The organism is Mucilaginibacter sp. P4_G9, assembly GCF_056400985.1.
On record NZ_JBFUKF010000199.1, the window covers coordinates 1 to 12,086 of the forward strand.

The window sequence follows — 12,086 nt, forward strand, 5'->3', positions numbered from 1 at the left end:
GTATTAAAAGTATCCTTAAGTACTGCTTTTAACCGGGTGAAGAAATTATCGAAACTTTTAACATCGCCGGCGTTGAGTTGTAAAGCCGCAGCTTTAAGACCAGCTTTCTCAATTTCGGCTACTACTGCCTGTGCCTCATCTTGTTTACTGTGATAGGTAAGTATCACGTTAATACCTTTTTTGGCAAGGCTTAGCGCCATGTTTTTGCCCAACCCGCGGCTGCCGCCGGTTACAAGAGCTATTTTATTTGTTGGTTCCATTTTTCTGTTTTAATTTGATAGAACAAAGTTAAGATGTAAAATGCCAGGCAGTTTGCATACATCAATCCAATGTTTGCGAAAATCAAACAGGTTGGAAGCCGAAGGCTTAAAGCAAAAACTGCAGAGGTAAAAGATTTCAGATATTCTTACTTCATAGCTTTTTGCTTTAAGCCTTCAGCTTTTAGCTGTCTTCGCATCCGCTTAATTTTTTCGGAATAAACATTTTCCTTATATTAGGTCCAAACACCTTACACATGAAAAAACTGATCTTAATGCTATTGGTGGTCTTTCCATTTTTGGGGCATGCACAAACGTTCAGGGTAAGTATCGATGCCGCGCTTGGCGAAAAAGACCTGGATGGCAGGTTGCTACTGTTGCTCTCCAAAAATAATAAGGCCGAACCCCGTTTCGAGGTTGGCGATGCTGCCAATACACAATTGGTTTTTGGTACGGATGTAGATGGATGGAAACCCGGCGCCACCCAATTAATAGATGTGCAGGCCGTTGGTTACCCGCTCGAGCGTTTAAAGGATGTACCTGCCGGCGATTACTATGTACAGGTGCTGCTGCATAAATACGAAACTTTCCATTTAAAAACCGGTCATGCCGTAAAACTGCCCATGGACAGGGGCGAGGGGCAGCACTGGAACATAGCGCCGGGCAATATCTATTCGGCCCCAATAAAAATTCATTTCGACCCGGCTGCATCAAACCAGGTGTTGCTCACTATCAATAAAATCATCCCGCCCGTTGAAGCGCCGAAGGATACCAAATACATAAAGCACATCAAAATTCAAAGCAAGCTGCTTACCGAATTCTGGGGCAGGCCGATGTATTTAGGTGCCAATATTTTGCTGCCAGCCGGTTTTGATGAGCACCCTAAAGTAAAATATCCGTTGGCTATTTTCCACGGCCATTTCCCGGCCGATTTGGAGGGTTTCAGCACCACACCGCCCGATAAAAATTTAAAGCCCGATACCTCGGCACGTTTCCATATCACCGGCTACAATAAAATTGTGCAGCAGGAAGCTTATGACTTTTACAGGCAATGGACAGGCCCGGGGTTTCCCCGGGTGCTCGCTATCGAGATTCAGCATGCCAACCCTTATTACGATGATTCGTATGCTGTAAACTCGGCCAATTTAGGTCCGTACGGTGATGCGATAACCTATGAGCTGATCCCGGAGATTGAAAAGGAGTTCAGAGGGATAGGAAAGGGATGGGCGAGGTTCATGTACGGTGGCTCAACGGGTGGCTGGGAGGCATTGGCAGCGCAGGTATTTTACCCCAATGAGTACAATGGCTGTTACGCCGCCTGCCCCGACCCGGTAGATTTTCACCATTATACTACCATCGATATTTACAACGATAAAAACGCATATTACCCCACAAGCGATTTCAAAAAAACACCCCGCCCAGCCGAGCGCGATTACCTTGGCCATATAGGCGCAACCTTAAAAGAAGTTAACCAACGCGAGCTCGCCCTGGGCAGTCGTAGCCGCAGCGGCGACCAGTTTGATATATGGGAGGCGGTTTTTTCGCCTATGGATAAGGATGGTTATCCGCAGCGTATTTTTGATAAATATACAGGAACAATAGATACAAGCGTTGCCGCTTACTGGCGAAATCACTTTGACCTTACCCACATCATTCAGCGTGATTGGCCTAAGATAGGTGAAAGCCTTAAGGGGAAAATTCATATTTACGTAGGTGATATGGATACYTATTACCTCAACAATGCTGTTTACAGTGCCGAGGATATGCTGAAAAAGCTAAACAACCCCAATTGCGGCTGCGAAATTGACTACGGCGACCGTGCCGAACATTGCTGGAACGGCGACCATACCCAGCCCAACTATATCAGCCGCCTGCGTTACCACCAGATGTTTATCAAAAAGTGGGCTGCCGAGGTTAAAACAAGGGCTCCTAAAGGGGCCGATTTGAAAAGTTGGAGGTATTGAAATTAAAAAACTTCTGGTCTTCCGCTTACTATTTTCAATGTAAACGAATCCAGATAACCAGGTTCATCACAATTTAAAACCCGACGCTACTCCTTGTATCAACCGGGATCACATAAACTAAAACAGGATTGGAAACAAAAACATTAAAAAAAATGATGGCCAACTCCGGGATTGCAATTACTAAATTGCCGGTGGTATGCGATTCTGCATGCCAGTCGGGTAAAACATTAACTCACACAGCAAAAGCCGGTTTACCAACCCAGGGATATCGGCTAAGCGCTTTAGTGAGGTTTGCAACCGCTGTAGTTTCTCTGTTTACCGTGTACTTTTTGTACAAAATTTTGCCCATGATCTATAAGATCAGGACCCAGAAGGAGTTGGAAATTGAGATAGAGGAAAGAAAAAAAGCCGAGCAGGAAGCAAAAAACCACGAAATTTTAAAACAGGCAACAGAAGAGTTGATGGCGAAAAAGGATGAGTTTATGAGTATTGCCAGCCATGAACTTAAAACCCCGATTACCAGTGTAAAAGCATCGTTACAGTTATTGGAAAGAATGGTTGCTAAAAATGATGATTTAAAAACGATATCGCCTTTTGTTACAAAGGCGGTTAATCAAACCAATAAGCTTACCGGAATTATAAATGATTTGATGGATGTTACCAAAATCCAGGCCGGAAAGCTGGAATTAAATAAAACTGATTTTAATTTGATGGATTTAATTGTGGAAAGCGCAGAGCAATGTAAGGCTGGAATTGACCGGGAGGTGCTGATAGATGGACCTGGAGATTTAGTAATAAATGCCGACAGAAGAAAGATTGACCAGGTTGTTGCTAATCTGCTGACCAATGCTTTCAAATACGCCGACTTACAGGAACCGGTTACCATCAGGTTTGAAAAGTTATCTGCCGACCTGATCAAATTTTCAGTTATTGATAAGGGTATTGGTATTCCGGCAGAAAAAATTGAACATATTTTCGATAGGTTTTACAGGGTTGAAAACACCTCTCAAAATTACCCGGGCGTGGGGCTGGGGCTTTATATTTCTTCTGAAATTATTAAACAGCATCGGGGCGAAATTGGAGTTGAAAGTACGATAGGAAAAGGATCAACATTTTGGTTTACTATTTGAGGTTGAATGATAACACTTCAACCTATTTAGGTGCCAGGCTTGTTTTTATCATATTTCCATAGACCATAACTTTTTGTCCAGCCCTGGGTTTTATACCTGTACCAAAAATGGAGGCATAAGGAAAAAACAAACAGAACCGGAAAAATGATCCAAAGTAATTTGCTTCCCCAAAAAAAGTAAAGCAAACCACCGATTAAAATATATTTCAAAATTCTGAACCAAACAGGCTGGGAATGTTTGGAAAATGCAACTTCCAGTTCGCGTTTAATAATTTCAGATCGTTTCATGCTGAGGTGGGTTTATGGTAATATTTACAGGGTAATTTACCAGGTACTTTGGACATCGCGGTACCTTAAAGTAAAAATGTATCTTTATAACAACCTTTTATTTATGGATATGCTTAAACGTTTGCTGTTAATAACAATTTCAAGTTTTTTAATAGTTTGCTTTACCGGGGCAAGGCCCGTTAACTTAAAGATCGCAAATCATAAAATTAAAACTCCCGCTTCTTCTGCTTACCTTAAAAATAAGCATAACTCTTCAGCCAAAAAAATAAACAGTATACAGTTAGCAAGGCCGCTGCCTCGAATCGCTATCGCGGGGCTTGGGATAGAATCAAGTACGTTTTCGCCGGCACTTACGGATGAGGCGGCTTTTCACGCAAAATATAGTTCGGAAGTATTTAGTTCATACCCGTTTTTGGCGGTTGATTCGCCTGTTCGCAAAAAGGCGGTATGGTTTCCTGCTGTGGTAGGTAAAAGTCTGCCCGGCGGGGCGGTTACAAGGCAGGCCTATGAGTCACTGGTAAATAAAATGCTGGATTCGCTTAAAAAATATGCGCCGTATGATGGTTTATACCTTGATATTCATGGCGCTATGAGTGTAGTAGGGCTTGATGACCCGGAGGGCGATCTCATCGTACGGATAAGGAAAGTAGTTGGTAAAAAAACGATCATCTCTACTTCTATGGACCTGCATGGCAACGTTTCCTGGCGCCTGGCACAAAATACCGATCTGATTACCTGTTACCGGATGGCCCCGCATGAAGATGCCATGCAAACCAAGCAACGGGCGGTACAGAATTTGATTGACAGGATTGAAAGCGGTAAAGGAAAACCCAGGTACAAAGCTTATATCCCGATACCTATATTGCTGCCTGGCGAAAAAACAAGTACACGCATAGAACCCGGTAAAAGTATCTATAAAGCGGTTGCACCCGCAGCGGCGCAAGCTGGGATTACCGACGCTGCCATATGGATAGGCTACGCCTGGGCCGACGAACCGCGCAATCATGCGGTGGTAATGGTAACAGGCGATGATAAGGACAAGGTAACACATACTGCCGAACAACTGGCGCGCAGGTTTTGGGATGCCCGGAATGCCTTTGAATTTGTAGCGCCAACCGGCACCTTAAGCGAATGCCTTAACAAGGCCCTGGCAAGCACAAAGCATCCTTTTTATATCAGCGATTCGGGCGATAACCCCACCGCTGGTGGCGCCGGTGACGCCACATGGACATTGACGCAGATTCTTGCACGCCCGGAGTTTAAGGCTGATAATGGTCCCTCGCTGATATATGCCTCTATCCCTGCACCCGAACTGGTGAAAAGCGCCATTACTGCCGGTGTTGGCGGGCATGTGGAAGGTTATGCCGGGGCGTTGGTTGATGCCCGATATGCTGCCCCCATAAAGCTCTTGGGAACTGTGGAATCTATACAATATGGGGATAAGGATGCAGAGGTTGAAGCAGTGGTGCGGGTTGGGAGTGTACATGTTATTATTACTCAAAAACGTAAGCCCTACCATAAGGAGATCGACTTTACCCGCCTGGGCCTTAACCCACGCAAAGCTGATATTGTGGTTGTAAAAATTGGTTACCTGGAACCCGAACTTTATGCCATGCGTGCCGACTGGCTGCTTGCCCTGACACCGGGAGGAGTTGACCAGAATATAGAACGCCTGCCTTACCACAGGATCCTACGCCCCATGTTCCCGCTGGATAAAAACATGAAAGATCCGGATCTTTCAGCTAAGCTGGTTCCATCGTCGGATGGGTTGTGATGGTTACTCATTAATAAAAAGAGTCGTGCCGAACTTGTTTCGGTATCCCATAAGCAAGGCACACTACATGATGGTTACCCGTCCTGTGAGACCCGGAAACAAGTTCAGGATGAATGATTTTCCTTTAACCGCCAACTTACGGCGCGGTCAGCGTTTTCCTTTGCACGGTATGTACGCTGAAATATCCCAATGCGCCACCTACAATATTACTTAATGGATTGGCCGGGGCGGCGTTATTGCCATCGCCGGTAGCACCTGTGGTGAGGCTGAAAAAGTATTTATAAACAGCAGGATCAATACACTGCATTTCGATGGTTACCTGGTTGCCCGGGCGGATATCCCTTGCCGGGTCGTCATTATCGTTGTTGAAATTTAAGCTGGTGTTAACTTCCTGGCCGTTAGTAAACTCATCATTATCCAGCAGTACCGATTCTTCTTTGCGGTTGTTTACATACTGTACAAAACGGTAATAGTTTTTGGTAGCGGCAGGGTCATGGTATTTTACGGTTACGTATTTACGCGTGGTACCATCCTTATTGTCGCCAAAGTCGCTTTTTACCAGGTAAATGCTATCTAAAGCTACAGCCGCAGGCATGGCACAGGTCGACGTGAACGATTTACCTGCAACGGTAACGCTAAGTTTATAAATATGGCCGTATGCGCCCTTTAATGTACTGTTTTGGTAAACTCCCGAGCCTCCTGGTGTAAGCGGATAAACCGTATTATCATCGGTTATGCTTACCTGGGCGCCATCAATACCAATTACATCATTATTATCGGTAAAGTTTTTGGTTTGGCTCAGGTTTACTTTGCAGCCGCCGCTTTGGTTGGTAAGCACTCCTTCAACAACGTATTGTGGAGTAGTATCTTTCAGTTTCAGATTGATCGCTTTTTCGCAGGAACTTAACGAGGCTATGAAGAGCGTTAGTATTAAATATTTTACAGGCGTATACATTAGCTTAAAATTTAAAGTTATAGGTGATGGATGGTACAAAAGTGAACAAAGTGGTCCTTACAGCTTCTGTACGACTTGGGTCGGTTTTATTATTGCGGAAAAAGATACGGTATGCGTTGTGGTTACCCAGGGCATTATACAAACTAAAGGTGAGGTCTGATTCAAATTTCGCGCTTTTCTTCAACTGGCGTGTTGCGCCCAGGTCAAGCCTGTTGTAGGCGGGCATCCGGTCGGCATTGCGGCTGGTGTAGTAGTAATAGTTGGCGCCATCCACCTGGTACTTACCGTTAGGAAAAGTTACTGCATCGCCGGTATAGTAAACAAAATTAGCAGATAGGGTCCATCGCTCGGTGGCTTTAAACATGGCGACAATGGCAAGGTCATGTGTGCGGTCCTGCCGGGCATTGTACCATTCGTTATCGTTGATGCCATCTATCTTGCGTTCGGTTTTTGATAGCGTATAGCTTATCCAGCCGGTTAAACGGCCGGTTTTCTTTTTCAGTAAAAACTCCGCGCCATAGGCTCTTCCTTTGCCGTAAAGTAACTGCGTTTCTATGGGTTGGTTGGTAAAAACATTGGCGCCATTGCGGTAGTCTACCTGGTTTTGTAATTTTTTATAATAAGTCTCGAAGGTGAACTCATACTGGTGATCTTTAAAGTCGCGGTAATAACCAACCGAAAGCTGGTCGGCCAGCTCTGGCTTGATGATGTTGGTACTGGCTACCCATTTATCTGTTGGCGAGCCGGAATTGGAGTTGGAGATGAGGTGTAAATTTTGCGCGTTACGGGCATACGATGCTTTTACCGAACTGTACTCGTTCAAAGAATATGCTGCCGCGATGCGTGGTTCGGGGTTTACATAGGTTTTAACCACCTGGCCCGATGTATAATGCGTTGCCCCAGTTATATTGCCATCGGTATCAAAGGTGTAATAATCGCCCTGGCCAAGTATAGTAAAGGCCGATAAACGAAGCCCGTAAGTTAAACTAAAGCGGTCGGTGGCTTTCCAGGTATTGGTGGCGTAAACTGCATCCTCCAGGGCATACCTGTTTTGAAGGTTCTGCGACATAATACCCGAGTTACCGGTTGATGAAATTTCGCCGGGTTTAATGGTATGGTAAACGCCGTTGAAGCCAAAACTGATGGTGTTTTTATCGCCTGCATAGTATTGCAGGTCTTCCTTTAGGTTAAGGTCTTTTATCTGGGAGAAGATGTTGAATTCGTTTACATCCTCTTTGATGTTGATCTTGTAATCGTAATTGCTATAGATCAGCGAGGTGTTGGAGAACAGCTGGCTGTTAAAAATATGGTTCCAGCGAAGCGTTGCAGTTGTATTGCCCCAGTTGATGCCTGCAATATCCCCGGCTTTGAGCACATCTTTACCAAAATATCCCGAAAGAAATAAACGGTCCTTATCTCCTAAAATATAATTGGCTTTGGCGTTGATATCGTAAAAATAAAGCTGGCTTTTTTTGGCGATAGAATCCTTAGAAAAAGCCAGGAAGGCATCAGCATAAGTTCTTCGGGCCGAGATAAGGAAGGATGATTTATTTTTCTGGATAGGGCCTTCCACGTTAATCCTGGCCGCTATCAGCCCAACGCCACCGCTTACGCCAAGCTTTTGGTTATTGCCATCGTTCATTTTAATATCCAGCACAGATGAAAGCCTGCCGCCATATTGTGCCGGCATATCGCCTTTATAAATACTGATGTTTTTGATAGCATCCGAGTTAAAGGTAGAGAAGAAACCCAGCAGGTGCGATGCATTGTAAACCGGTGCCTCGTCCAGCAGGATCAGGTTTTGATCTGATGCGCCGCCGCGTACATAAAAGCCGCCGCTGCCTTCGCCGGCAGATTTGATGCCGGGTAATAGCTGTATGGTTTTGATCACATCGCGCTCGCCCAATAACACGGGGATATTTTTGGTTTCCTGGATGCTTAAACGTTCAACCCCCATTTGCGGACTGGCGAGGTCGCGGGTGCCGGGTGCTTTGGCCGTGATYGTTACTTCCTGCAGCGCCTGCTCATTGTTGTCCATTGATATGTTGAGCCGCTGGTTGGCCGTTAATGATACATTTATCATTGTTGTTTTTTGGCCAATAGCGCTTACAGCCAGCTCATGATCTCMTGCCGGCAAGGTAAGTGAGTAAAAGCCATATTCGTTACTTGATGTACCCTGGTTTACATCCGTTGCCCTGATGCTTGCCCCTATAATGGTTTCGCCGGTTTGTTTTGATTTAATAGTGCCGCTTACGGTGAATTTTCCGCCAACCAGGGCGGCGGGCTGCTTTTTTACTTTTTCGGGATCATATTTAATCATAATGTCCTTATCAAGCACTGCAAAACTAAAGGGTTGGGGTGCAAGCGCCTTTTTTAAAACATTGCCCAATGGTTGGTTTTGGGCATTGATGCTGAGTTTTACATCGCTTTTGGCAACTCTTTCATTGTAAGTGAATCTTATACCACTAAGGGCAGTAATTTTGTCTAAAGTTTGTTTTAACGGTACATTATTAATGCTGATGGTTATGGTTTTATCGAGCGGACTTTGGGCATAAACTTGTGGATGCACTATTGCTAATATGAACAGTGCACATAGTACCGTTCGGAACCATGCAGAGAAATTGTTTTTCATTGTTTACGGTAGTTTTTAGATACGGTACGTGACCAGGGCCATGTATTGGATTTGAATTAATTAGTTACTCGGTTTTTTAACACTAAACCGGATGTTTTTTGAAAAGGTTAATTTTTAGATGGCAGTTTCTGTAGATAGTAGTTGTTACCCGCCTTGTTCCAATTGGCATTGTCCATTACGATGCAAAGCATATTCAGCGCATTGCTAATTGGTTGATTGGTGTTTAAGTGGCCATAATATAAGTCCTTGGCTATTCGTGGATCTACATTAATGCGTACACCGTATTGCCGGGCCAGTTCATCGGCAACAGTTTGCAGCGTAGCCCCTTCAAAATCATACAAGCCGTTACGCTGACTAAGAAATTTTGAAGCATCCGGGAAACTTTCTTTAACCAGCAGTCCGTCGTTTTTGTTGAAAACAGCCCTTTGCCTGGCAACCATGATCTGCTGTTGGTTTTTATTTCCTGCCGATGATGCTACGGCTACTTTACCACTTACTACCGTTACTTCGGCAGTACCGGCATCCGGGTATGCCTGCACATTAAAGCTGGTACCCAACACTACGGTTTTGATAGCTCCCGACTGGATGATGAACGGATGGGCGGCATCATGCTTAACTTCAAAGAATGCCTCGCCTTCCAGTTTTACCAAACGCTGCTTGTCTCCAAATTTATCCGGGTAGGTGATCCGGGTAGATGGGCTGAGCCAAACTTTTGTACCATCGGGCAAACTCATTTGCCGGTGCTGGCCCGCGTTGCAGCTCAATTGTATCTCTTTTACACGGTAAACGATGTTTAAAATAGCGTTTTTGTAAAAAGCAGCAAAGGCAATAAGCAATACTATAGCCGCTGCAGCAGCTATGTTTCGCCATAAAGAAACAACTTTGCCTTTTGATTGTACAGGCGTTTCCATTTGTGCCGAGATGCGGTTGAAGATACTATCCTTAAGCTGCTCCAAACTGGTATGCTTTGAGCCGGTTAACAACACTTCCTCATCATTGAAACCCGCGTACCATTGCTCAAACCACGCTTTTTCTTCGGGGTTTATGGTGCCTTGTTCCAGCTTATGAGCAAGCTCCTTCGGATCGTAGGAATTGTTTTCCATGGTAAATTGTTTTGACCTTTACACATATAGTCAGTACCAAACGGAAATACCCTTAGTGGGAAATGAAATTTATTTGAGGGAAATTGGAACGAAAATGCAAATGAAGATTTAACGGTATGAATCAGATAATGCCGTTGTCTTTCAGTCTGGCCAAAACGTTTGTGACATTCACAGTATCAAACTCGTTTTTTAAATAAATTTCTGAAAGATAAACAACCTCATTTATGAATATAACATAAGTAATTATCCTGACACCGCCAGATTTACCTTTATTTGAGCCTGAAATAGAAAGCCTGATTTTATATACACTTTGACCAAGATCAGTACCCATTGTAGGGTTCTCCATTAGTTTATCAATTAAGATATCTAAACCTTTTAAGATCTGTTTGTGTTTTTTGGCGATATGCTTCAGGTCTTTCTTAAAACCTGGTGTTAAAACAACATCGAAAGCCATTAACTTTTAAGTGATGCTTCGATTTCTGCTAAGGCTTCTTTTGCGTTTTGAAGTTCAACCTTACCTTGCTGATGCAATTTAATTTGCTCAAAGGAATTTTTAAGATTATTGTAAACACGCTGCTCTGCTTTGTTTAGCGGTTTTTTAGTAGAACTGTTGTATTGTTCAATATCATAACTTAGCCCTAAGGCCTCCAAAACCGCTTTAACCGCTTTTTCGGATTTTTTGTTACTAATATCTACCGTTAACCTTGTCATACTCAAAGATAAATAATGTTAGCTAATGTACAAAGGATGGTACTACAAAAAGCGATCGGAGCTTAGCAATACGAAAGTAAATACCGCTACCGATACCCCAAGCGTTTCCCTTAAATCCCGCAAGGCTTTACTCATATGCGCCTCAACCGTTTTTTGCGATATATTCAGTTCCGCAGCTATCTCGGCATAGGTTTTATTTTCTTCGCGGCTTAAAAGGAAAACTATCCTGCATTTTTCGGGCAGCTGGTTAATGCTATAATCCAGCTGCCGCCTTAATTCTTTTTCGTTGAGCCAGTTATTGGTGGTATCGTCTGTTTCGGCGGTGGCGATGGTTATTTCATTCAACTGCAATTGCCTGCGGTGTTGTTTGGCCAGGTGGTTGATCACCTTATATTTAATCGCTACAGAAAGATAAGTAGCAACACTATGTGTCAATTCAATACTTGCCCGGCGCTGCCAGATGCTTAAAAATACCTCCTGCACCACTTCTTCGGCTTCGTGCTCATCACCTAAACGGTGCAGTGCCACGGCAAAGGTTTTATCCCAATAGCGGTTATAAAGCTCGGTAAATGCTTCGCGGTCGTCAGTCCTGATTAAATCCAGGAGTTGCTGATCTGTATAAGGCTGACTCAGGTTCAAAATGGGCATGTTTTATTCATAGGATGCCCCAATTTGTTATTGGGTAATGTGTTGATATGACAAAGTTAGATAGCTAAAGTTACACTAAACGTAAATTATGATAAATTTATATGCGCCGGGACAAAGAAATGTTCACCCCGGCGTTTGTTTTTATAACAGCTGTTTAATCGAGCCTTTTTGAATATAAATAATGATAGACCAACAATTTGCATTACAGTTTGCCGCCGAATGGATAAACTGCTGGAATAAACAGGATTTGGATACCCTGATGACGCATTACACCGATGACTTTAGTATTCAAACGCCATATGCCCTGAAAATATACCCCGATTGTGGTGGCATCATATCGGGCAAAAACAATGTAAGACTTTATTGGGAAACCGCTCTGAGTAAAGTACCCGATCTGCATTTTGAGCTGTTGGAAGTACTCACCGGCGTAAACAGTATCAGTATATATTATCATAACACCRATAGCGGCAAAAACGCGGTTGAAAATTTGTTTTTTAATGGCGATGGGATGGTGGAAAAGGTTATTGTGATGTATAATTAGGGGGTGAGATTCTTTTTTAAAAAGAGACGGGCTGGCTTCCCTGTTTTTTTGCATGATACTATGTATATTTAGCGATATCAAAAC

11 protein-coding genes are annotated in these 12,086 nt (G+C 43.7%); 4 read left to right on the top strand and 7 right to left on the bottom strand.

All coding sequences use genetic code 11. From position 1 onward, the window contains the following. Positions 1 to 260 (bottom strand): SDR family NAD(P)-dependent oxidoreductase (locus AC1DPZ_RS16500; protein ID WP_477405328.1); only part of this gene is annotated, 260 nt, incomplete at its 3' end. 254 nt (positions 261 to 514) lie between these two features. Between AC1DPZ_RS16500 and AC1DPZ_RS16505 the strand changes: the two genes are divergently transcribed. From AC1DPZ_RS16505 to AC1DPZ_RS16515, 3 genes are all read left to right on the top strand, one after another. Next, on the top strand, positions 515 to 2,221 hold the full coding sequence (locus AC1DPZ_RS16505; protein WP_477405330.1) for a hypothetical protein: 1,707 nt from the start codon (positions 515 to 517) through the stop codon (positions 2,219 to 2,221). A gap of 128 nt (positions 2,222 to 2,349) precedes the next feature. Beyond that, entirely contained in the window at positions 2,350 to 3,351 is a 1,002-nt protein-coding gene (locus AC1DPZ_RS16510) for a sensor histidine kinase (RefSeq protein ID WP_477405332.1), read from the top strand. Between the two features lie 285 nt (positions 3,352 to 3,636). Beyond that, positions 3,637 to 5,412 carry a M81 family metallopeptidase gene (locus AC1DPZ_RS16515; protein ID WP_477405334.1) on the top strand — a complete coding sequence of 592 codons (1,776 nt, stop codon included), beginning with the start codon at positions 3,637 to 3,639 and terminating at the stop codon, positions 5,410 to 5,412. A gap of 136 nt (positions 5,413 to 5,548) precedes the next feature. Here the strand turns inward: AC1DPZ_RS16515 and AC1DPZ_RS16520 are convergent, their stop codons facing one another. The 6 genes from AC1DPZ_RS16520 to AC1DPZ_RS16545 form a co-directional block, all read right to left on the bottom strand. Beyond that, on the bottom strand, positions 5,549 to 6,367 hold the full coding sequence (locus tag AC1DPZ_RS16520) for a DUF4249 domain-containing protein (protein WP_477405336.1): 819 nt from the start codon (positions 6,365 to 6,367) through the stop codon (positions 5,549 to 5,551). 4 nt (positions 6,368 to 6,371) lie between these two features. Further along, complete coding sequence (locus AC1DPZ_RS16525) at positions 6,372 to 8,999, bottom strand: TonB-dependent receptor (protein ID WP_477405338.1); 2,628 nt, start codon at positions 8,997 to 8,999, stop codon at positions 6,372 to 6,374. A gap of 107 nt (positions 9,000 to 9,106) precedes the next feature. Next, positions 9,107 to 10,102: a FecR family protein gene (locus tag AC1DPZ_RS16530; RefSeq protein ID WP_477405340.1), complete on the bottom strand. Its 996-nt coding sequence runs from the start codon at positions 10,100 to 10,102 to the stop codon at positions 9,107 to 9,109. 121 nt (positions 10,103 to 10,223) lie between these two features. Continuing rightward, positions 10,224 to 10,556 carry a type II toxin-antitoxin system RelE family toxin gene (locus tag AC1DPZ_RS16535; protein WP_477405342.1) on the bottom strand — a complete coding sequence of 111 codons (333 nt, stop codon included), beginning with the start codon at positions 10,554 to 10,556 and terminating at the stop codon, positions 10,224 to 10,226. Continuing rightward, positions 10,556 to 10,813, bottom strand: coding sequence for a hypothetical protein (locus tag AC1DPZ_RS16540; protein ID WP_477405344.1), 258 nt, complete (start codon positions 10,811 to 10,813; stop codon positions 10,556 to 10,558). The genes AC1DPZ_RS16535 and AC1DPZ_RS16540 overlap by 1 nt, the downstream gene beginning before the upstream one ends. 42 nt (positions 10,814 to 10,855) lie before the next feature. Further along, positions 10,856 to 11,461, bottom strand: coding sequence for an RNA polymerase sigma-70 factor (locus AC1DPZ_RS16545; RefSeq protein ID WP_477405346.1), 606 nt, complete (start codon positions 11,459 to 11,461; stop codon positions 10,856 to 10,858). 181 nt (positions 11,462 to 11,642) lie between these two features. On the opposite strand from AC1DPZ_RS16545, the gene AC1DPZ_RS16550 reads away from it, so the two are divergent. Further along, positions 11,643 to 12,002: a nuclear transport factor 2 family protein gene (locus AC1DPZ_RS16550; protein WP_477405348.1), complete on the top strand. Its 360-nt coding sequence runs from the start codon at positions 11,643 to 11,645 to the stop codon at positions 12,000 to 12,002. The last annotated feature ends 84 nt before the right edge of the window (positions 12,003 to 12,086 follow it).